Origin of the sequence: Duganella zoogloeoides (assembly GCF_034479515.1) — a bacterium.
Lineage (GTDB): Bacteria > Pseudomonadota > Gammaproteobacteria > Burkholderiales > Burkholderiaceae_D > Rugamonas > Rugamonas zoogloeoides.
In genome coordinates, this window is the sequence record NZ_CP140152.1 from 540,108 (window position 1) to 560,716 (window position 20,609).

At 66.6% G+C, this 20,609-nt stretch carries 16 protein-coding genes; 8 read left to right on the forward strand and 8 right to left on the reverse strand.

The window, feature by feature from the left end:
* Positions 1-98 precede the first annotated feature (98 nt).
* Positions 99-866, forward strand: coding sequence for a ThuA domain-containing protein (locus SR858_RS02455; protein ID WP_019924385.1), 768 nt, complete (start codon positions 99-101; stop codon positions 864-866).
* Between the two features lie 83 nt (positions 867-949).
* Here the strand turns inward: SR858_RS02455 and SR858_RS02460 are convergent, their stop codons facing one another.
* The 3 genes from SR858_RS02460 to SR858_RS02470 all read right to left on the reverse strand — a co-directional run bounded on the left by SR858_RS02460 (position 950) and on the right by SR858_RS02470 (position 3,543).
* Positions 950-1,408, reverse strand: coding sequence for a DUF2147 domain-containing protein (locus tag SR858_RS02460; RefSeq protein ID WP_019924384.1), 459 nt, complete (start codon positions 1,406-1,408; stop codon positions 950-952).
* A gap of 116 nt (positions 1,409-1,524) precedes the next feature.
* Positions 1,525-2,526 carry an alpha/beta fold hydrolase gene (locus tag SR858_RS02465; protein ID WP_019924383.1) on the reverse strand — a complete coding sequence of 334 codons (1,002 nt, stop codon included), beginning with the start codon at positions 2,524-2,526 and terminating at the stop codon, positions 1,525-1,527.
* Between the two features lie 84 nt (positions 2,527-2,610).
* On the reverse strand, positions 2,611-3,543 hold the full coding sequence (locus SR858_RS02470; RefSeq protein WP_019924382.1) for a LysR family transcriptional regulator: 933 nt from the start codon (positions 3,541-3,543) through the stop codon (positions 2,611-2,613).
* Positions 3,544-3,644: 101 nt separating this feature from the next.
* Between SR858_RS02470 and SR858_RS02475 the strand changes: the two genes are divergently transcribed.
* The 3 genes from SR858_RS02475 (at position 3,645) to SR858_RS02485 (ending at position 6,276) form a co-directional block, all read left to right on the forward strand.
* On the forward strand, positions 3,645-4,583 hold the full coding sequence (locus SR858_RS02475; protein ID WP_019924381.1) for a PNPOx family protein: 939 nt from the start codon (positions 3,645-3,647) through the stop codon (positions 4,581-4,583).
* Positions 4,584-4,602: 19 nt separating this feature from the next.
* Positions 4,603-5,229 carry a helix-turn-helix transcriptional regulator gene (locus SR858_RS02480; protein ID WP_019924380.1) on the forward strand — a complete coding sequence of 209 codons (627 nt, stop codon included), beginning with the start codon at positions 4,603-4,605 and terminating at the stop codon, positions 5,227-5,229.
* A gap of 78 nt (positions 5,230-5,307) precedes the next feature.
* Positions 5,308-6,276 carry a threo-3-hydroxy-L-aspartate ammonia-lyase gene (locus SR858_RS02485; protein ID WP_019924379.1) on the forward strand — a complete coding sequence of 323 codons (969 nt, stop codon included), beginning with the start codon at positions 5,308-5,310 and terminating at the stop codon, positions 6,274-6,276.
* Positions 6,277-6,284: 8 nt separating this feature from the next.
* Here SR858_RS02485 and SR858_RS02490 read toward each other — a convergent pair whose 3' ends face one another.
* From SR858_RS02490 to SR858_RS02510, 5 genes are all read right to left on the reverse strand, one after another.
* Positions 6,285-7,823, reverse strand: coding sequence for a class I SAM-dependent methyltransferase (locus SR858_RS02490; RefSeq protein ID WP_019924378.1), 1,539 nt, complete (start codon positions 7,821-7,823; stop codon positions 6,285-6,287).
* A 40-nt stretch (positions 7,824-7,863) separates the two neighbouring features.
* Positions 7,864-9,411 (reverse strand): class I SAM-dependent methyltransferase, encoded by a 1,548-nt coding sequence (locus SR858_RS02495; RefSeq protein WP_019924377.1) that lies wholly within the window; start codon positions 9,409-9,411, stop codon positions 7,864-7,866.
* A 112-nt stretch (positions 9,412-9,523) separates the two neighbouring features.
* Positions 9,524-12,331, reverse strand: coding sequence for a valine--tRNA ligase (locus SR858_RS02500; RefSeq protein WP_026637747.1), 2,808 nt, complete (start codon positions 12,329-12,331; stop codon positions 9,524-9,526).
* A gap of 96 nt (positions 12,332-12,427) precedes the next feature.
* Positions 12,428-13,525: a hypothetical protein gene (locus tag SR858_RS02505; protein WP_019924375.1), complete on the reverse strand. Its 1,098-nt coding sequence runs from the start codon at positions 13,523-13,525 to the stop codon at positions 12,428-12,430.
* 38 nt (positions 13,526-13,563) lie between these two features.
* The gene (locus SR858_RS02510) at positions 13,564-14,352 is read right to left on the reverse strand and encodes a hypothetical protein (protein WP_019924374.1); all 789 of its coding nucleotides are present in this window, start codon (positions 14,350-14,352) and stop codon (positions 13,564-13,566) included.
* 193 nt (positions 14,353-14,545) lie between these two features.
* Between SR858_RS02510 and SR858_RS02515 the strand changes: the two genes are divergently transcribed.
* Genes SR858_RS02515 through SR858_RS02530 form a run of 4 tightly spaced genes read left to right on the forward strand, consistent with a single transcriptional unit; the run spans position 14,546 to position 20,602 of the window.
* Positions 14,546-15,178, forward strand: coding sequence for a Crp/Fnr family transcriptional regulator (locus SR858_RS02515; RefSeq protein ID WP_019924373.1), 633 nt, complete (start codon positions 14,546-14,548; stop codon positions 15,176-15,178).
* Positions 15,179-15,198: 20 nt separating this feature from the next.
* Positions 15,199-17,058 carry a CHASE2 domain-containing protein gene (locus SR858_RS02520; protein ID WP_084670174.1) on the forward strand — a complete coding sequence of 620 codons (1,860 nt, stop codon included), beginning with the start codon at positions 15,199-15,201 and terminating at the stop codon, positions 17,056-17,058.
* Positions 17,058-17,879 (forward strand): hypothetical protein, encoded by an 822-nt coding sequence (locus SR858_RS02525; RefSeq protein WP_019924371.1) that lies wholly within the window; start codon positions 17,058-17,060, stop codon positions 17,877-17,879. Before SR858_RS02520 ends, SR858_RS02525 begins: the two co-directional genes overlap by 1 nt.
* Entirely contained in the window at positions 17,876-20,602 is a 2,727-nt protein-coding gene (locus SR858_RS02530) for a CHAT domain-containing protein (RefSeq protein ID WP_019924370.1), read from the forward strand. Before SR858_RS02525 ends, SR858_RS02530 begins: the two co-directional genes overlap by 4 nt.
* The last annotated feature ends 7 nt before the right edge of the window (positions 20,603-20,609 follow it).

Here is a 20,609-nt window from a genome sequence, read left to right on the forward strand (position 1 = left end):
CGTCGCAATCGTAGCACCTGTATCACTTACTTGGCGAAAACGTGTATATTGATCAGTCCGATGTTAGCGCTAACTAGATCAAAATCACGGAGACAACCATGCGAAAAATCCTGCTGGCCGTGCTGGCTATCGCCGCCTTGCTGCTGGCCGCGCCCAGCCGCGCCGACACCCAGTACAAGATCCTGGTGTTTGCCATGCCCGGCAAATACCACTACGAATACATTCCGATCGCGCGCGACAGCCTGGAACAGCTGGGCAAGCTGCACGCGTTCGAGGTGGTGTACACGCACCGCCCGGAGATGTTCGACGGCGACCTCAAGCAATACGCCACCATCATGTTCCTCAACACGCCGGGCGAGGAACTGAACGAAGCGCGTCGTAAAAAGTTCGAGGACTACATGCGCGGCGGCGGCAACGCCATGCTGGTGCACCGCTCGCTGATTATTCCGCCCAACACCTGGCCATGGTTCGAAAAGCTGGTGGGCCGCCGGGTGGGCAACCATCCGATGCTGCAAACCGGCGTGGCGTACGTGGTCGATAAAAAATTCCCGGCCACGTTCGGCATTCCCGACCGCTGGATCTGGAGCGACGAATGGTACATCTTCGACAATCCCCACAACGTCGCGATCCACCCGGTGCTGAACGTCGATGAAAGCACCTACGACCCGACCAAAATCTGGCCCGGCCAGACCACGCAAGGCATGGGCCGCGACCACCCGGTGGCGTGGTATCACCAGGTTGAAAAGGGGCGGGTATTCGTCACCTCGCTCGGTCACAACGGCGAAATGTACCGCGACCCGCAATACCTGGCGCACCTGATGGGCGGCATTTACTGGACTGCCACCGGCAAGGGCATACAGCAGTAGGCCGGAGCTGAACGCATCGTTTCCCTCAGTGATATAAAAAAAGCCGGCATCACGCCGGCTTGGTGTCGTTGCAGGCAGTTCAATCAGTCTTGCCGTACCCAGGTCTTCGAACGGCCCAGCATCGGCGTGCCGATGTAGCCGCGTACGCTGAGCTTTTTACCGCCGTCGGTCAGGTGCATCTTGCTCTTGTAGGTTTTGCCCTTGGCCGGGTCGAGGATTTCACCGCCCGTGTATTCGTCGCCGTCTTTCTTCAGGCCGGTGAGGATGACCATGCCGGTGATCGGCTGGTCCTTCCTGGCGCCTTCGCATTTCACGCACAGCGGATTCTGGTCTTCGCCGGCATCTCGGTACAGTTTTTCGATCTGGCCTTGCAGCACACCGTTGCTGTCGGTAATGCGGATCAGCGCCTTGGGCTTGTTGGTCTCGTCGTCGATGTTTTGCCACAGTCCCACCGGCGACGCCAGGTCGGCAGCGTGGGCAAGCGGGGCGGTAAAAGCAAGCAGGGCGGTGGCGGCGGCAGCCGTGGCGGCAAGCAGTTTCATGATCGGTCTCCAATGGTTGTTGTGGGACCATTATACGAACTGTCCCGCGCTGCGGCGCACCGCTACGCCTGGATTAGAGGACGGTGTCAAAAACCGCACACCGGTCCGCCGCCCGGTTAGCGCTTGACGTGACGACCGAGAAAATCGCGCATCAGGGCGCCAATGGCGGCGCTGTCTTCTTCCAGCGCGAAGTGGCCGGTGTCGAGCAGGTGCAGCTCGGCCTTGGGCAAGTCGCGCAGGTAAGGATGGGCGCCGGCCGGCGGGAAGATCTTGTCGTTCTTGCCCCAGGCGATCAGCATCGGCGGCTGGTACTTGCGGAAGTACGCCTGCCAGGCCGGATAGTGCGGCGGATTGGTGCCGTAGCTGTGCAGCAGTTCAAGCTGGATGGCGCCGTTACCGGGACGATCGAGGTAGGCCTGGTCCACGGTCCAGGCGTCGGGGCTGACCCGTTGCGGGTTGCGCGCGCCTTCCAGGTATTGCCACTTGGTCGCTTCCAGCGCTACGAGCGGGCGCAGCTTGGCGGCGTTGGCTTCGCTCTTGTCGGCCCAGTACGCCTTGATCGGTTGCCAGAATTCGTTGTCGAGTCCTTCGTCGTAGGCATTGCCGTTCTGGACCACGATGGCGGTCACGCGCTCGGGATGGGCGGCGGCCAGGCGGTAGCCGACCGGCGCGCCATAATCCTGCACGTACAGCGCGTAGCGGTTCACGCCCACTGCCGTGGTGAACTTGTCGATGGTGGCGGCCAGGTTATCGAAGCTGTAGGTGTAGCTGGACATCGAGGGCATGTCGCTCTGGCCGTAGCCGGGATAGTCGGGCGCGATCACGTGGTACTTGTCGGCCAGCAGCGGGATCAGGTTGCGGAACATTTGCGACGACGTGGGGAAACCGTGCAGCAGCAACAGGGTAGGTGCGTTTTTCGGTCCCGCCTCGCGGTAAAAGATATTCACGCCATCGACCTTGACGGTGCGGTAGCTGACGGCAGCGGTGTTGGCGACATTGGCGGCGTCCTGCGCGACCGGAGCGGCCGCAGGGGCGGCAGAAGCAGCAGGGGCAAACTGGGTCAACAGGGCCAGGCTCAGTGCAGTGGCGCTGCGGGCAAGAAGGCGGGAGGCAGACATGGCGATTTCCTTTCGAATGGTGGCCGCCGGGTAGCGGTGATGCCATTCTAGGCACTCAGGCATGATAGAAAAACAATGCCAGCGTCAATTCATCGTTTCGCCAGCCGCAACGATGCTCGAGTTTACGTACGGATGCGCGCGCAGGTGGGCCACCAGCAGGTCGATGAAGTACCGCACCTTCGATGAGCCGAATTTGCCCTCGCGGTGCACCACGTGCACCGGCCACGGGGGTTCCTCGTGCTCGGCCAGGAGGATGCGCAGGCGCCCGGCAGCGACATCGTCGGCCACCTGGTACGACAGCAGGCGGCAAATGCCGAGCCCGGCGACGGCTGCGGTGATGGCTGCATCATTGCTGGTGACCGTCAGGCGCGCGTGCAGGCGTACCGTGGTCGGGTTGTCCTGCGCGCCGAACTTCCACTCCACGCGCGGCGACATGTGATTGGCGGAGATGATGGTGTGCCGTGACAGGTCGGCCGGGTTGGCGGGCACGCCGTGGCGGTCGAGATAGGCGGGCGCCGCGCACAGCACGCGCCGCACCTGGCCCACGCGCGCCGCTTTCAGGCCGGAGTCGGGCAGGTGGCCGATGCGCACGGCCACGTCGATGCCTTCATCGACCAGGTTGACCACCCGGTCGAGAAACCAGGCGGACACGTCCACCTCGGGATACGTGTCCAGGAATTGCACGATGCCGGGCATGACGAACAATTTTCCGAACAGCACCGGCGCCGTCACCGACAGATTGCCGCGGGGCGCTGCGTTGATGCCGGCCGCAGCCTGGTTGGCTTCCTCGAGGCTGGCCAGGATGGTGCGGCTGTCGTCGAGGTAGCGCTGGCCCGCCTCGGTCAGGCGCACGTGGCGCGTGGTGCGCTGCAAGAGCTTGACGCCCAGCAGTTCCTCGAGCGCGGCAATGGCGCGGGTAACGGCCGCCGGCGACAGGTCCAGGCGCCGCGCCGCCCTGGCAAAGCTGGCTTCCTCGCCCGTGGCAACAAAAACATTCATCAGGTGAAACTGGTCCATTCTTTCTCCAGGCGAAACGGTGATTGTCGCGGCACGGCTATTCTCGCGTGGCCCATTATTTCGCACAATCACAACATCAGCAATCGATCGGGAGACAGACCATGGACGACCATACTTTTCATGCGGGCGAGCTGGCAGTGCAGCAACGCGCTGGGCAGCGCCATATCGCCGAGCAGCGCACCGGGATGGTGTCGGCCACCGTGATGGCGGGCGCGCGGCCGTTCATTGCCGGCCAGTTCATGGTCGTGCTGGCCAGTGCGGACAGCGCCGGACGGATGTGGTCGTCGCTGCTGTTCGGCCAACCGGGCTTTGCTCACGCCGAGGGCGACGCGGTGCTGATCGAGGCGCCGGCTGCCGCGCGCGATGCCGCCGATCCGCTGTGGGCCAACCTGGTGGTGGGCGGGCAACTGGGCATGCTGTTCATCGACCTGGGCAAGCGCCGCCGTTACCGCGTCAACGGCGTGGTCCGCCATCTCAATGGGCGCCATGTCGAGGTTGACGTGCGGGAAGCGTATCCGAACTGCCCGCAGTACATCCAGCGCCGCCAGCTGCGCCAGCGCAGTGACCCACGCCTGCCGGTGCAGGCGGAGCTCGCCGTACGCGGCACCACGCTCGGCGGCACCGTGGCAGAGATCGTGCGCCAGGCCGACACCGTGTTCGTCGCCAGCCACCACGCCGACAGCGGCGCCGATGCCTCGCACCGGGGCGGCAACCGGGGCTTTGTGCAACTGCTGGACGACAGCACCTTGCGCATCCCCGATTACCACGGCAACAGCCTGTTCAACACGCTGGGCAACTTCGCGGTCGATCCCCATGCGGGGCTGATCATTCCCGACTTCGAGCAGGGCCGCCTGCTGCAACTGACCGGCACCGTCACGCTGCAATGGCACGAGCTTGCCCCCGGCCATCTCGACGGCGACACCGGGCGTTCGCTCGATTTCAAGGTGGAGCAATGGCTGCTGCGCGACATGCCACTGGCGCTGGAATGGGAATACCTCGACGCATCGCCATTCAATCCAGGTATTGTACAAAAAGTCTAAAACAAGATAATATGTTTGGATGAAAAAAACTTCCGAACACCAGAACCTGCTGGCCCAGCTCCAGCAGGTGGCCGATGGCCTGGGCAAGACGCTGGCGCCTTTTTGCGAAGTGGTGCTGCACGACCTGACCGAGCCCGAACATGCCATTCTGGCGATCCATAACAACCTGTCCGGGCGCAGCGTGGGCGAGCCCGCCACCGAGCTGGGCCTGGCGCGCGCGGCCGATCCCGACTTCGACCAGGTGATCGCCAACTACCCCAATACCTTCCCGGACGGCCGCCTGGCCAAGAGCACGTCGGTCGGCATCAAGGACAGCGACGGCCGTTACGTGGCTGCGCTGTGCCTGAATGTCGATCTCACCGTGTTCCGCAGCCTCAACACCATGCTGACGCAATTCGGCAGCGTGGACACGGCCGCCGCCGTCAACGATACCTTGCAGCCCACCGGCGCCGACGCCATCCGCCTGCGCATCGACGACTTTGCCGCCCGCCACGGCACCACGCCGCGCGCGCTCAAGGCCGACGAGCGCCGCGCGCTGATGCGCGAGCTCAAAGACAGCGGCCTGTCCGACGTGCGGCGGGCGATGGATATCGTAGCTGCCTATCTCAATGTTTCCCGCGCCACCGTGTACAACGATGCCCGCTGACCAAGCCGGCTACGGAGAGCGAAGAGCTCGTGTCCGAATGTCGGCACTGACCCCGAAGTGTATTGAAAGGAGTGGATCATGAACCAACAGAGTTTGCCAACTTATGCTGACGTGGTGGCGGCGTCGGAGCGGATTGCCGGCGTTGCCCACCGCACGCCGGTAATGACTTCGCGCACCGCCAACAGCGAGCTGGGCGCCGAGGTGTTTTTCAAGTGTGAAAACTTGCAGCGCATGGGTGCGTTCAAGTTCCGCGGCGCGTATAACGCGCTGGCCAAGTTCGATGCCGGGCAGCGCCGTGCCGGTGTCGTGGCTTTCTCGTCCGGCAACCATGCGCAGGGCATCGCGCTGTCGGCGCAGTTGTCCGGCATTCCGGCCACCATCATCATGCCGCACGATGCGCCGCCATCGAAAATCGCCGCCACCCGTGGCTATGGCGCGGACGTGGTGCTGTACGACCGCTACACGCAAGACCGCGAACAGATCGGCCGCGACCTGGCGCAGCAGCGTGGCATGACCCTGATTCCACCGTATGACCACTTCGATGTGATCGCCGGCCAGGGTACGGCCGCCAAGGAGCTGTTCGAGGAAGTCGGCCAGCTCGACGCGCTGTTCGTGTGCCTCGGTGGCGGCGGGTTGCTGAGCGGCTCGGCCCTGTCCACGCGCGCGTTGTCGCCCGCGACCAAACTGTACGGTGTGGAGCCGGAAGCGGGCAATGACGGCCAGCAATCGTTCCGCAGCGGCAGCATCGTTCACATCGATACTCCGAAGACGATCGCCGACGGCGCCCAGACCCAGCACCTGGGCAACCTGACGTTCCCCATCATCCGCCGCGATGTCGACGACATTGTGACCGTGAGCGATGAGCAGTTGCGCGCGGAAATGCGTTTCTTTGCCGCGCGCATGAAGCTCGTGGTGGAACCGACCGGCTGCCTGGGCCTGGCTGCCGCGCGCGCCATGAAGGAGCAATTGCAAGGCCAGCGCGTGGGCGTCATCATCAGCGGCGGCAACGTCGACGTGGCGCGTTACGCCGAGTTGCTGGCGCAATAACTGGGCGATCAGGCGATGACGCGCAGCGCCAGGTATATCGCCAGGAAATCTTTTTCGAAGCGTTCGGCCTGCAGCGTGATTTCGGCAATGCTGTCGGCCGGGTCATCGAGCCGCACGCCGTCCCTGACTATGCGGTGATCCTGCGACGACAGCGTGTTCCACACGAAGTCGGTGAGGGCGGCCACGCCGCGCAAGCCTTGCGCGTGCGCCAGCAGGAACAGCTGCACGATGCGCGGCGCCGACACGCCCGCGCCCAGCACCGGCGACGCGACAAAGGCGATTTCCTCGCTGCTGCGCGCATGCTCGAACAGGGCCAGGTTCAGGCGCTGGGCAGTCGCAGTAGCCGCCTCGATGGCATCCGGTTCCTGCGCCAGCATCAGGTTGCCTTTGCCGATCATCACCAGCATTGCCTCGAACACCTGCGTCAGCGTCAGGCCCTGGTCCGCCAGCGCCGCTTCCAGTTCGCCCACCGTGTGCGGCTGGTAGTCCGCCAGCAGTTGCAGCAGCGGCAGGTAGATCGCTTCGCTCAACTGGCCTTCGATGGCGCGGCCCGTGATTTTCAGCTCGAACAAATGCGGTGGCGCCACCAGCACCACGCGCTGGCGGCGCATGGTTTCGGCCTTTTCCAGCAGCAACAGCGGGCGCGCGCCCTTGACCCAGTAATCGCAGCGGAAATTCTGGTTGACCATGAAGTCGCGCACGCTCTGGAAGAAGACCGGGTCGGTCAGCTCGGCCAGCAGCGCATGCTGGGGCTGGCTCAAGTTCAGTTCGACGATGTGGTCGAGATACTGGGCCGAGCAGGCATAGGTGAGCTTGGCTTCCCCAAGGATGTCCGCCATCTCGGCAAAGCTCGTCGGCTGCCAGTCGCGGCCGAAGTATTCGTGCACCAGGTATTGACGGTTTTGCGCACGCAGCGACTTCAATCGTTCCGCCACGCGCGGATAAGCGGCGAAATAGGCGGGTGTGGTGTCCAGCAGGCGGTCGGTGAAATCGAGCGCGCTGTCGATGCGCTGGGCGCGGCCGGCGCCGGGGGCGGTCATGGTATTGGTGTAGCTGGTGAGCAAGCCGCGCACCGGCGCCATCGGCGCCCAGCCGGGCTGGCAGTTGTAGCTGATGAAGAGCACGCCGCCCACCTTGAGCTTGCGGCGCACGAAGTCGACGATCAGCGCCTGGTTCGCGGGCGACACCCAGCACCAGATGCCGTGCACGCAAATGTAGTCGAAGTCGGGCAGGTCGTCGCGGGCGGCGAATTCGGCAAACGACTGGTCCACCAGTTGCGCGCCATTGCCCGAGACTGCGGCCAGGTCGCGCGCGAACGCCGCCTGTGCCGGATTGAAGTCGGTGCCGTGCCAGCGCGTGATGCCGGCGGCCGCGTGGATATTGGCGGAGACACCCTGGCCGAAGCCGAGTTCGCAGGCTGTCCCGCTCGCCGGCGTTTGCAGACCGGCGCTGGCAAAAGCCATGCCAATCCGCAAGGGGCTGAGTTCCTGGTAGTAGCCGTGGGTGTAGTTGAGATCTGCGACATAGCCGCCGGTCCAGTCGTTCATGGTGCGAATCCTTGGTTTGACTTGATAATATTCAAATGCATCACGCAGTATCGGCAATGCCCAGCAGTTGGTACATGGCCAGGTACGCGCTTTCGAAAATTTCCGCCTTGCGCCGCAGTTCGGCCAGCTGGTCGGCGGCGGTGGCCAGCGGCCCGCCGTCGCGTTGTAGCGGCACATCCTGGCCGGCCACGATGGCCCACGCAAACTCGCTCCAGGCCGCCGCACCGCGCACGCCTTGCGACTGTGCGAGCAGAAACAGTTGCGGAATGCGGGGCATGGCCAGGCCGCCGCCCACGACCGGCGACGCCAGGTAATGGATGTCGTCGCTGCCGCGCGCATGGGCCCACAGCGCCAGGTTCAGCCGGCGGCTGCTCGCCTGCGCGGCAGCCACCGTGGCCGGTGTCTGCGCGGGCGCCAGCACGCCGGTGCCGCACAGGATGAAGATTGCCTCGTACAGCTGGCGCAAGCCACCGCGCATCGGCACCGCGCGCTCGATTTCGGCCACTGTGCGCGGCTGGTGGTCTTGCAGCAGGTCGAGCAGCGGCGTGTAGGCGGCCTGGTTCAGGGCGATATCGAAGGTGCTGGTCCGCACCCGCAGTTCGACGTCGGTGCGCGGCATCACCATCACCACGCGCTGGCCGCGCAGCGCGGCGTCGTGCTCGGCGGGAGCCAGGCGCTGCCGGTCTGCGCTCTTGACCCAGTAGTCGCGGCGGAAGTTCTGGTTCATCATCAAGTCGCGCACGCCCTGGCACAGCACCGGGTCGGGCAATTGCGCCAGCAATGCGCGTTGCGCTGCGCTCAGGTTGAGCAAGCCGATCTGATCGAGGTGGTGGGCGTCACACGCGAATTCGAGGCCTGCCGCGCGCAGCGCGGCCGCCTGCTCGGCAAAACTGACCGGTTGCCAGTCCTGGTTGAAATATTCATGGGCCAGGTAGCGGCGGTCCTGCTGTTGCAGGGCTGCCACGCGTTCGGCCAGTTGCGGATGCGCTTCCAGGTAGGCGGGGCGGGTGGCCAGCAACTTGCCGGCAAACGCCAGCGCGGCGTCGATGCGGCGATCGATGCCGGCGCCCGGCGCCGTCATGCGCGCGGCATAGCCGCTCAGCAGTTCGCGCACCGGCACCATCGGTGCGCCGCCGGGATGGCAGTTGTAACTCAGGTAGAGCACGCCGCCGGGTTTGAGCTTGCGTTGCACGAAGTCGAGCAGCAGCGCCCGGTTCTCTGGCGACACCCAGCTCCAGATGCCGTGCAGCGCGATGAAGTCGAAATCGGGCAGATCAGGGCGTGCGCAATAGTCGGCAAACGACTGGTCCACCAGTTGCGCGCCGCTGTCGGCCGCCTGCGCCAGGTGGGCGGCAAACCGGGCCTGCGACGGATTGAAATCGGTGCCGTACCAGGCGACGCTGCTGGCGGCCGCGTGGATGTTGGTGGACAGGCCCTGGCCGAAACCGAGTTCGCACGCATGGCCGACCGTGGGCATGCGCACGCCGGCATGGGCCAGCGCCATGGCCGCGTGCAACGGACCGAGTTCGCGATAGTAGCCGTGGGTGTAGTCGATCCCTTCCACATAGCCACCGGTCCACTGCGTCATCGCTAGCCTTGTTAAAGGAATATCATATTATTCTAGCAGTGAAGGCTGGGCGCGTGGGCGAAAAAAAAGCCGCCCGCAGGCGGCTTTCGTGCCGGGAGCCGGAATCGCGGTATCAGGCCGCCGGCAGCTTGGCCAGCTGCTCGCGCATCTTGTCCAGCGTGGCCGAGAAGTTGGCGACGCGTTCCTTCTCCTGCGCCACCACTTCCACCGGCGCGCGGGCGACGAAACTCTCGTTCGACAGCTTGCCGTTGGCCTTGGCGATCTCGCCCTCCACGCGCGTGATTTCCTTGGCCAGGCGCTCGCGCTCGGCTTTCACATCGATCTCGACCTTGAGCATCAGCTTGGTCGTGCCGACAATCGCGACTGCTGCCGGCGAATCGGGCAGGGCATCGACGATCTGCACTTCAGCCAGCTTGCCCAGCGCCTGGATGTACGGTGCGCACAAGGCCAGCGCCTCTTTGTCGGCAGCGTTGGCTGGCTCGACGATCAGCGGCACGCGCAGCGACGGCGCCAGCTGCATTTCGCCGCGCAGGTTGCGGGTGGCGTCGATCAGCGATTTCAGTTGCAGCATCCACGTTTCGGCTGCTTCGTCGATGTAGTCGGTGTTGGCGATCGGGTACGGCTGCATCATGATCGACGCATTGGTGTCACCGGCCGATTTGCCGGCCAGGGGCGCCACCGCCTGCCACAGCGCTTCGGTCACGAACGGGATGATCGGATGGGCCAGGCGCAGCACCACTTCGAGCACGTGCAGCAGCGTGTGGCGGGTAGCGCGCTGCTGGCCTTCGGTGCCGTGTTGTACCTGCACCTTGGCTACTTCCAGGTACCAGTCGCAATATTCGTCCCACACGAACTTGTAGATGGTGGAAGCGATATTGTCGAAGCGGTAGTCCTCGAAACCCTTGGCCACGTCCAGCTCGGCCTTTTGCAGCAGCGAGATGATCCATTTATCGGCGTTCGACAGGTCGGCGTCGCTGGCGCTGCAATCCTTCTCTTCCGTGTTCATCAGCACGAAGCGGGTGGCGTTCCACAGCTTGTTGCAGAAGTTGCGGTAGCCTTCGGCGCGGCCGAGGTCGAAGTTGATGTTGCGGCCCAGCGAAGCGTACGACGCCATGGTAAAACGCACGGCGTCGGTACCGTAGGCGGCGATGCCTTCCGGGAATTCCTTGCGCGTGGCCTTTTCGATCTTGACCGCGTCTTTCGGGTTCATCAGGCCGGTGGTGCGTTTGGCCACCAGCGCATCGATGCCGATGCCGTCGATCAGGTCGATCGGGTCGAGCGTATTGCCCTTCGACTTGGACATTTTCTGGCCGGTCGAGTCGCGCACCAGGCCGTGCACGTACACGGTCTCGAACGGCACCTTGCCGGTGAAGTGCAGGGTGAACATCACCATGCGCGCCACCCAGAAGAAGATGATGTCGAAGCCGGTGACCAGCACCGACGACGGCAGGAACGCTTTCAGGTCGGGCGTTTCTTCGGGCCAGCCCAGGGTGGAGAACGGCACCAGCGCCGACGAGAACCAGGTATCGAGCACGTCGGCGTCGCGGCGCAGCGGACCGGTGCTGCCGGCTGCCTGCTGCTTGACCAGCGCTTCGGCTTCGGTCTTGGCGACAAAGATATTGCCGGCTTCGTCGTACCACGCCGGGATTTGATGGCCCCACCACAGCTGGCGCGAGATGCACCAGTCCTGGATGTTGTTGAGCCACTGGTTGTACGTGTTGCTCCAGTTTTCAGGGACGAACTTGATGTCGCCGCTGGCCACTTTTTCCAGTGCGGTTTCAGCGATCGATTTGCCGGGGAAGAACGTGCCTTCCGGCGCCGGCTTGCTCATGGCGACGAACCACTGGTCGGTGAGCATCGGCTCGATGACCACGCCGGTCCGGTCGCCGCGCGGCACCATCAGCTTGTGCTTTTTGACTTCTTCGAGCAGGCCGGCAGCTTCGAGGTCGGCAACGATCTGCTTGCGGGCGACAAAACGGTCCATGCCGCGATATTGCTCGGGCGCTTCGTCGTTGATCTTCGCTTCGAGCGTGAAGATCGACAGCATCGGCAACTGGTGGCGCTGGCCGACCGCGTAGTCGTTCTGGTCGTGCGCCGGGGTGATTTTCACGCAGCCGGTACCGAACGCCTTGTCGACGTATTCATCGGCGATGATCGGGATTTCGCGGCCGACCAGCGGCAGGGTCAGCATCTTGCCGACCAGCGCAGCATAGCGTTCGTCGGTCGGATCGACCGCCACGGCGACGTCGCCCAGCATGGTTTCCGGACGGGTGGTGGCCACCGTGATGGTGCCCGAACCGTCGGCCAGCGGGTACTTGATGTACCACATCGAGCCGTCTTCTTCTTCCGACACCACTTCGAGGTCGGAGACGGCGGTGCCCAGTACCGGGTCCCAGTTGACCAGGCGCTTGCCCCGGTAGATCAGGCCCTGCTCGTGCAGGCGCACGAAGACGTCGGTCACGACCTTCGAGCGGGTGTCGTCCATGGTGAAGTATTCGCGCTGCCAGTCGGGCGAGGCGCCCAGGCGGCGCATCTGGCCGGTGATGGTGGAGCCCGATTTTTCCTTCCACTCCCACACGCGCTTGATGAATTCGTCGCGGCCGAGGTCGTGGCGCGAAATCTTTTGCGCGTCGAGCTGGCGCTCCACCACGATCTGGGTGGCGATGCCGGCGTGGTCGGTGCCCGGGATCCAGGCCGTGTTATGGCCCAGCATGCGGTGGTAGCGCGTCAGGCCATCCATGATGGTCTGGTTGAACGCGTGGCCCATGTGCAGGGTGCCGGTGACGTTCGGCGGCGGCAGCTGGATGCTGAAAGAAGGTTTGCCGGCGTCGAGGGTGGCGGTGTAGTAACCGCGCGATTCCCACTCCGTACGCCAGAATTGTTCAATGTCGGCGGGCTCGAAAGACTTGGCTAATTCCATGATTGGGCAGAGTAATTTGCGAAAACAGCCATTATAGATGACGCGGCGCGGCATGGGCTGGCGACTGGCGCCAGCCCGGCGCTTTCAGAGAGCTTCTTACTGTCCGCAGGCGTTGGTGTTGATATCCCAGGTCCAGTTGTTGTTGATCGCATCATAGACGCGCGGCGCCTGCCAGCGTTCCTTGCGGCCATTCTCGAAAGTGCGCACGCAGCTGCCGTTGGTGCACGAGTTGGAGCAGCGCACCACGTTGCGTTGCGTGCTGGCCACCCGGGTTGCGGCGCGCTTTTCGGCGGCGGCGCGGGCTACGGCAGCGGCCCGTTTCTTGGCCACGGCGGCGATATCGGGCAGCGGCACACCATCTTCGCGGGTTTTGTCGAAGCCGTTGAACGCGCCGGCCTTCGTCCATGGCTGGTCCAGGGTGGCCCGGATGGCCGCGAGCGAGGCGCCGCGCGCGCAAGTGGCTTCGTCATCACCGACATACAGCCCGGCCGAATTGTCCGCAGGCAAGCGCGGCGCGCGATCGGACGGCGGTCGCGCGCTGAGGCCGAACAAGGCGAAACAGACTCTCTCATTGTCCTTCTTCATGGTAAAACTGCTGTTGTACAGCACAGCAGTAACGTGGCGGTAATCAACCGCGGCGCCCAGGTCGTAGCCGTGCAGTGCATCGAAGGCGGCTGCTTTGGTACTGTCGCTGACGTCCTGCGAGGACAGATTGATCATGCCGTTGTCTGCCTTTTGATTGGCGCGCGTGCCGCCGCTGCCAAGCAGCCGGCGCATCGCCTCGACAGACGGCACCGGCGCCCTGGCCAGCGTCGCAATGGCTTCGCGCAGCGCCTCGGCGCGGCAGTCGCCGCTGTCCCAATCCTTGGTCACGTTTTCGTAGCGCATGATGGTGTCGTGCGTGGCCGCTGGCCGGCGCGCCATGCGCCCGTCCGCGCTGGCGATGGTGAGGCCAGCCACGGCCACGCAATAGCCGTTGTTTTGCACGCGAATCGCGCTGGTGATCGCCCACGTGGCCAATCCGCGCTCGGCCATGGTTGCCTTCATCGACGCCGGCAGGTTGGTGTCGAGGTAATCCTGTAAGCCGTTCAGACCGGTCTGGTCGATCACGGCAGGCTTGGCGGCCATGGCCGGGCCAGCCAGGCACAGCGCGGACAGCAGGGCAGCGAAGAACAGTTTGCTGTGATGTTTCATGGTGCGGAACTCCTCGTATTGAAATGATTGTTCTGGAATCAGCGCGGCGCGCTGGAATTGAGCAGGTACACGCCCTGTTGCAAGCCGTCCTGCGACAGGCGCCAGTAGTTGCCGGCGTCGGCCACGGTGGGCTGGCGGCAGTCCCACCTGGTGCCGGCCGGCGCCAGGTGGCACAGCGACAGCGCTTGCGTGCTCGGGAAGCGGCTCTTGGCGATGGTGAACACCACGCTGCCGCTGGCCGGCGTAAAGTTGCTGACGAATTCGAAGCCATCGACGTGGTAGCCTCCGGCCTGCGCCATCGGCAGCGCCGGTTGCCAGTAGCTGGTCCAGGTCAGTTGCGGCAAGTTGTAGCCCGGTGTGGCGCCCGGCAGCCAGGCGGGCGTCGTGTAGCGCAACCGCGCCACCTGCGACACGCAGGCCACCGAGTTGCGGCCCAGCGCCGACGACATCCGCACGCCCATGCCGGTGGCCGCGTCGGCGACGCCGCTGGAGACGACGCTGCCTTCGATGCCACGATAATCCTCGATCGACACATTCATGGCGAATGGACCGGTGCTGGTCTCGGTGTTGCCGCCGGCCGAGACGACGGCATGCGAGTAGTAGGTCGGATTGCCGGTGTGCATGGGGCGTTCCTGGCTCCAGCCGTTGGCGGCGGCATCGGCGGCCGTCGGGGTGCGGGCGCCGCAATACTCGACCAGCGGCAGGAAGCTGGCGCTGTCGCCGGGCGGCAACTGCACCTCGTCGCCGGCTGCGGCGCCGCAGCCGGCCAGCAGGCCGGCCATCATGGTGGTCAGGATCAGGGAGAAGCAAGGCAGGGCAGGTTTCATGGAGCGCTTTCGGACAAGTTGGAAGGTTGGCGACTGGTAACCATTCTCGTCCTTGTACGCGCTCCTGCCACGGGCGCAATCGACACCCGCAGTGTCGAATATTCTACAACACGAAGTTGTTGAAAAGAAATAACATAGTTTATAATCGGCAATATTTTTTGCCGGTATGATCCCGGCCTAGCCGGAGAACTCCATGCCCGCACTCCCCGCCGACCACGTCTCGCCCGCCATGCTGGCGCTGGCCGCCAGCGGCGAGCGGCGCCATTACCCGCGCCGCACCCGCTTCATCAGCGAGGGCGACGAAGGCGACGCCATCTTCGTGATCCTATCCGGCCGGGTCAAGGTGTTTGCCAGCGACGAACAAGGCAAGGAATTCCTGTTCGGCACCTACGATGCCGGCACCATCCTCGGCGAGATGGCGCTCGACGGCCAGCGCCGCAGCGCCTCGGTCGAGGCGCTCACCGACGTGCAGTGCGCCGTGGTGCCGATCACCGTGCTGCGCCAGCGTATCGCCGACGATCCCGTGTTCACGCTGGAACTGATCCGCACGCTGATCCAGCGCAGCCGCAATACCACCACTTTTTCGCGCCGGCTGGCGCTCGACAGCGCCTACCAGCGCCTGGCCGCCATGCTCAACGAACGCGCTGTCATGCGCGACGGCCAGCGCGTGGTGGCCGAGGCGCTGAGCCAGCAGGCCATCGGCGAGCGCATCGGCGCCTCGCGCGACATGGTCTCCAAGCTGTTCAAGGAACTGGTCAAGGGCGAATACCTGCGCCACGACAAGCAGCAGATCGTGTTGCTGCGGCCGTTGCCGGCGCGGTGGTAGCGCGCCGGATACGCGGTGCCATGGGGCGCTGGCGTGACGGTCGTCGCGCTGTGCTGGCGCGCCTGGCAGGTCGGCGCGAGTCAGCGTGGGCGCCGCGGTTGCGGCGACTCGCGCTGGTGCCGGCCGTGGTGCTGGCCTGCCTGGCGCTGGCTGCCACGGCGCCGCTGCAGCGGCTGGCGCTGCCATGCCTGGACCTGGGCTGGCAGCTGTTGCGCGGCCTGCCGCCTGCCAACGATGAGGACAAGGGCCGGCAGGTGCTCATCGTCGGCATCGATGAGGCGTCGATTGCCGCCAGCGGCAAGCCATTTGCCCTGATGCACGGCGAACTGGCGCAATTGCTCGATGGCCTGCGTCTCGGCGGGGCCAGCGCGGTCGGCCTCGATCTCGTGCTGCCGCCCCGCAGCCACGCCGCGCTGCTGCCCGGCGCCAGCCGGCAACTGGCGCTGGCGCTGGCATCGGTGCGCGATCACGGCATGCCGCTGGTGATCGGCGCGCCGCCCACGGCTGCGGCTGCCGCCGATGATGCGGCGCGCCTGTATGCCGCCATCGTTGGCGAAGCGGGGCTGGCATCGTTGCAGGTGCCGCAGGACGCGGACGGCGTGCTGCGCCGGGCGCCGGTGGTGGCGGCGGGCGCGGGCGCCGCCACGCAGGGCGGCTGGCCGGCGCTCAGCGCGCAACTGGCGGCGCAGCTGGGCGCGCCGGTGCGCGCCGGTTACGTCGATTTCCGCCTCGGCGCACCATTCGATTACGTGTCGCTGGCGCATGTACTGGCGTTGGTGCGCCAGGGCGACCATGACCGCCTGCGCGCCCTGTTCGGCGCCCGCGCGGTACTGGTCGGCGCCATCCTGCCCGACCAGGACCGGCAACGCTTGCCCGTGGCGCTGGCCGGGTGGGAACGGGGCACGACAACGGCAGGCGTGGTATTCCAGGCGCAATTGCTGCGCAGCCAGCTGGCGCAGCGCATGGTGCAGCCGCTGTGGCTGGCCGAGGCGGGCGCCGCGCTGGTGGCGGGGCTGCTGCTATGGCGGCTGCGCCACCGGCCGCGTGCCGCCACCGTGGCTGCTGCCAGCGTGGCCGTGCTGGCAGCGATGTTGACGCTGCTGGGCCTGTACTACCGGTGGCTGGCCCTGCCGCTGGCCTGCTGGCTGGTGCTGCTGGCGGGCGTAACCTGGTGCTGGTGGCGCGCCTACCGCGACCAGCGCGCCGGCCAGCGCCGGCTGCGCAGCATCTTTGCCGGCTACGTCAGCCCGGCCATACTCGAGACCATCGTCAGCGGCGACCTGCGCGCCGGCCTGGCCAGCCAGCGCCAGCCGCTCGCCTTCCTGTTCGCCGACCTGCGCGGCTTTACCGCCCTGTGCGCAGTGCTGCCGCCGGAACAGGTGATCGCGCTGCTGAACCGCTACTACGCCGCCATCACGGTGCCGCTGCACCACCACGGCGGCACCATCGACAAGTTCAGCGGCGATGGGGTGATGGTGTTTTTCGGCGCCCCCGCACCCAGCGCCAATCCTTGCCGCGACGCGCTGCTGGCGGCCCACGGCGTGCTCGCTGCCCTGGCGCTGCTCAATGCCGAACTGGCGCGCGAAGGCAGGGCGCCGCTGCGCGCGGGCATTGGCATCGCCTACGGCGACGCCGTGCTCGGCAACGTGGGTACGCCCGAGCGCCACGATTACACAGCCACGGGCGCCGCCACCGCGCTGGCTGCCCACATCCAGCAACACTGCAAGCGCACGCCCCACGCGCTGCTGATGGCGCGCGAAGTGCTGGTGCGCGCTGCGCTGGCGCCCGCAGCTGCCGCCGGCTACGTGCTGCTGGACTGCCATCTCGACAAGCATGGCCAGGTGGCGCTGGCCGCCTACCCCGATGTGAAAGGAAGCTGATGGACAAGCGATGGACTGGATGGCTGCTATTCTCGGCGCTGACCGGCTCGGTGCTGGCGGCACACGCCGCGCCGCTGCAGGTAACGCAAGTGCACGGCACGGTACAGCAAGGTGCGCGCAGCGTGCGCCTGCTCGACATGCTCGACGATGGCGCCAGCCTGACGCTGGCCGAGGCCGCCATACTGGTGGGGTGGGACGCGCAGTCGGACCGGCGCTATGTGTTTGCCGGTCCCTCCCGCGTAACGCTGACCGTCAACGGCCCGGTACTGGCCGGATCCGGCAGCATGCAGGTGCTGGCGCCGCGCCGCCCGCTGCGCGCCGCCCCGAACGAGGCGACGGTCATGGCCGGCGCCATCATGCGCTCGGCCACGCCGTCCGCGCCGGCGCCAGCCCATGCCGCGTTGTCACCGGCATCGACTGGCGCGCCGGCACAGCAGGCGGACCGGGTGCTGCCGCTGGCGCTGGCGACGTTCAACTGGCGCAACCGGCCACACATCGGTGACTGGATTTTCCGGCTCCACGACGGCAGCGGCGCGCTCGTGCACGAGGCCACGGTGGCGGCGCCGCGCTACCGCCTGCCGCCACAGCTGCTGCTGGCGCCTGCGCAGGCTTACCGCTGGTCGGTGGCCTGGCACGATGGCAGCGCCGTGGTGCAGGGCCCTTCCCAGCCGGTGCAGACGATGGCGCGGCAGCCGGTGGTCATGCCGGGTGCGCACGCCAGCGCCGCTGAACGCGCCGGCGCGGCGCTGCTGTTGCGCGACAACGGCCAGCTCGAACAGGCGCGCCAGCTGGCGCCGGCGCTGCTGGATGACACGCCATGAGCGGGCCGGCCTGGCCCGGGTCGCATTCACTGCGCCGGCAGCAGGGCCGCGCTGCGCTGGCGCTGGCCGTGCTGCTGTCGCCAGCCATGGCGCCAGCGTCGGTCGCAGCCGCGCCCGTGTCCGCGCCCGTGTCGGCAGCACCATTGCGGGCGCAGGTCGAAGACCTGGCCGGTTCCGGGCGCTACCGTGCGGCGCTGGCGCAAGCGGAACCGGCGCTGGCGCTGGCCGAGCGCAATTTCGCATCCGGCACGCCGGCGGCGCAGATGGCGCTGCTAGAAGCCCTGTACGCCGTTGGCCACCTGCGCTACCTGGCCGGCGACGCGCAACTGGCACTGCAGCATTACAGTCGTGCGCTGGCCGTCAGCCAAGGCGTTGCGCCGCAGCTGGCGCTGCGCTGGGCACCGATCCTGGTGCCCGCTTTTGACGAGCTGGCGAAACGGCGCGGCGCCCATGCGCTGGCCGTGCAACAGCTCGCACCCGTGCTGGCCTACCCCGGCATGGAGTCCGCCGCCGCCTGGTCGTTGCGCTTCGATGTGCGCAGCCGCCTCGGACGCGCCGCCCTGCGCGCCGGCGACGCGGCAGTGGCGCAGCGCGAGCTGGCGCTGGCCTTCGAGGAGCGCGTGGCGGCGATCGGCATCACGCTGCAAACACCGATCATGGTGGCGCACCAGCGCCAGGTGCGCGGCGACCTGACCACCTTGCGCAACGTCCAGCAGCGCATGCTGGAAACCGTGGGCGCCCTGGGCCAGACCCGCCAGATCAGCCGTGACGATGGCCGGCCTGCACGCGATTATGCGGTGCGCCATGACTGGCTCGAAGCCGATACCCCCGCCGCCAACCTGGTACGGCTGCACGCAGCCGAGCCGGAATGGCTGCTGGCGTTTTATCACGGTGCGTTTGCCGACTACGCGCGCAAGATGCAGCAGGTGCCGCAGGAGGAGGGCTATGTCGAACTGGAAATGGAATACGCCGTATTCGGCGCCTACCTGTCGGCTGCGGGCCGCTGGGCGCCGGCCGCCGAGGCCATCGTCCAGGCATTGCGCCTGAATGCGCTGCGCTTGCCGGCAGAGCAGGCGTACCTGACGCCGGATCACATGGTGGCGGCATTGGCCACGCGCCGCGCGCTCGTGCACCTGGCCGTATCGCACCAGCTGGCAGCCGATGCTGCCGATGCAGCCGGTACTGCAGGCGCCGCCGGCGTGCGCACCGTGGTCGGCGAACTCATGCAGATCAAGGAACTGTCCGGCGCTGTACGCCTGGGCCGCGCCGCCGCCCTGCGGCAGGCACTGGCGGCAGGTTCGGACCCTGTCGAGGTCGTGCTGGCGGCGCTGAACCGGCTCGACCCCAATGCCTCGTTCGAGGCGTATGCGCAGTACAGCAACCTCGACTTGCAACTGCAGACGCTGCTCGTGCCCTATACGGCGCCGTTGACGCTGACGCCCGGCGCCCGCCTGCTGGCCCAGGTGCAGGGCGCACTCGGTGACGAGGTGCTGCTTGCCTACAGCGTCCATCAACCGCTCGACTTTGCCACGATGACGTGGCAGCCGCCGCGCTACCTGGGCCAGCTGGTCAGCGCGCAGCGCGTCACCATGGCGGAGCTGGGGCCGGCCGCAGCCATCAACGCGGAGCTGGCCGACTGGCGCGCGGCCCTGCTGGCGGGCGCCGCCACCGAGCACGCAGGCGGCGCAGCAGCAGCCACTCCCGTTGCCGCCGTTGCTGGCCTTGCCGACGCATTCGGCGTCGAGGCTGTCGCCGCGGGCGGTTCCGACGTGCCGTATCGGCGCCTGTTACAGCCCTTGCTGGGCAAGCGCGCCGCCGCCGCGTCCTACGTGGTGTGGCCCGATGCCGAACTGGCGCAACTGCCGTTCGAGGCGCTGGTCGATGACAGCGGCCAGTACCTGCTGGCGCGCGGTCCGTGGCGTTACCTGGGCGCGGTGCGGCAGTTGCTGGCGGCGCCGTCCGCCAGTCGCAGCGGCGGCGCTGCCGTGGTGCTGGGCGCCCCTGATTTTGACGCCGGACCGGCCCCGGTGGCGCCGGCCGTCGCAGCGGCGGCGCTGCGGCCAGCGTTGCAGCAGCTGCGCTTCAAAGCCTTGCCGGCGGCGGCAGGCGAAGCTGCTGCAGTGGCGGCGGCGTTGCGCGGCGCCGGCCAGCCGGTGCAGTTGTACTCGGGCGCGCAGGCCAGCACGCAGGTGCTGCGCAAGCTGCATGGCCCGCGCTACCTGCACCTGGCCACGCACGGCTTTTTCCTCGGCGAAGCCGGTGGCGGCAGCGAAGAAGTGCTCGGCAAGGATGGCCAGGCTTACCTGCACGACATGCAGGTGCCGCAATTTAACAGTGGCCTGGCGCTGGCCGGCGTCAACCGTGCCCCGGCCGCCATCGGCAATCCCGGTCTGCTGTTCGCTTCCCAGCTGGCGCAGCTCGACCTCGACGGCACGGAACTGGCGGTGCTGTCGGCCTGCGAGAGCGGCGCCGGCATGGTCGTGGCAGGCGAAACCGTGGACAGCCTGCGCCAGTCGCTCGAGGCGGCCGGCGCGCGCAGCGCCGTCACCACGCTGTGGCCGGTATCGGATGCCGCCAGTGCCGACCTGATGGGACATTTTTACCGCGGCCTGGCCGCCGGCTTGGACAAGGGCGAGGCGTTGCGGCAGGCCAAGCTGGCGCTGGCGCCGCGTTGGCACCACCCGTATTTCTGGGCGCCCTACGTGCTCAGTGGCGCGCGCTGATGCAGCG

Coding starts and splice junctions, on each gene's coding strand:
- SR858_RS02455 (WP_019924385.1), top strand. CDS start 99: ATGCGAAAAATCCTGCTGGCCGTGCTGGCTATCGCCGCCTTGCTGCTG.
- SR858_RS02470 (WP_019924382.1), bottom strand. CDS start 3,543: ATGGACCAGTTTCACCTGATGAATGTTTTTGTTGCCACGGGCGAGGAA.
- SR858_RS02500 (WP_026637747.1), bottom strand. CDS start 12,331: ATGGAATTAGCCAAGTCTTTCGAGCCCGCCGACATTGAACAATTCTGG.
- SR858_RS02525 (WP_019924371.1), top strand. CDS start 17,058: ATGGACAAGCGATGGACTGGATGGCTGCTATTCTCGGCGCTGACCGGC.
- SR858_RS02480 (WP_019924380.1), top strand. CDS start 4,603: ATGAAAAAAACTTCCGAACACCAGAACCTGCTGGCCCAGCTCCAGCAG.
- SR858_RS02465 (WP_019924383.1), bottom strand. CDS start 2,526: ATGTCTGCCTCCCGCCTTCTTGCCCGCAGCGCCACTGCACTGAGCCTG.
- SR858_RS02510 (WP_019924374.1), bottom strand. CDS start 14,352: ATGAAACCTGCCCTGCCTTGCTTCTCCCTGATCCTGACCACCATGATG.
- SR858_RS02515 (WP_019924373.1), top strand. CDS start 14,546: ATGCCCGCACTCCCCGCCGACCACGTCTCGCCCGCCATGCTGGCGCTG.
- SR858_RS02495 (WP_019924377.1), bottom strand. CDS start 9,411: ATGACGCAGTGGACCGGTGGCTATGTGGAAGGGATCGACTACACCCAC.
- SR858_RS02520 (WP_084670174.1), top strand. CDS start 15,199: ATGGGGCGCTGGCGTGACGGTCGTCGCGCTGTGCTGGCGCGCCTGGCA.
- SR858_RS02490 (WP_019924378.1), bottom strand. CDS start 7,823: ATGAACGACTGGACCGGCGGCTATGTCGCAGATCTCAACTACACCCAC.
- SR858_RS02475 (WP_019924381.1), top strand. CDS start 3,645: ATGGACGACCATACTTTTCATGCGGGCGAGCTGGCAGTGCAGCAACGC.
- SR858_RS02460 (WP_019924384.1), bottom strand. CDS start 1,408: ATGAAACTGCTTGCCGCCACGGCTGCCGCCGCCACCGCCCTGCTTGCT.
- SR858_RS02530 (WP_019924370.1), top strand. CDS start 17,876: ATGAGCGGGCCGGCCTGGCCCGGGTCGCATTCACTGCGCCGGCAGCAG.
- SR858_RS02505 (WP_019924375.1), bottom strand. CDS start 13,525: ATGAAACATCACAGCAAACTGTTCTTCGCTGCCCTGCTGTCCGCGCTG.
- SR858_RS02485 (WP_019924379.1), top strand. CDS start 5,308: ATGAACCAACAGAGTTTGCCAACTTATGCTGACGTGGTGGCGGCGTCG.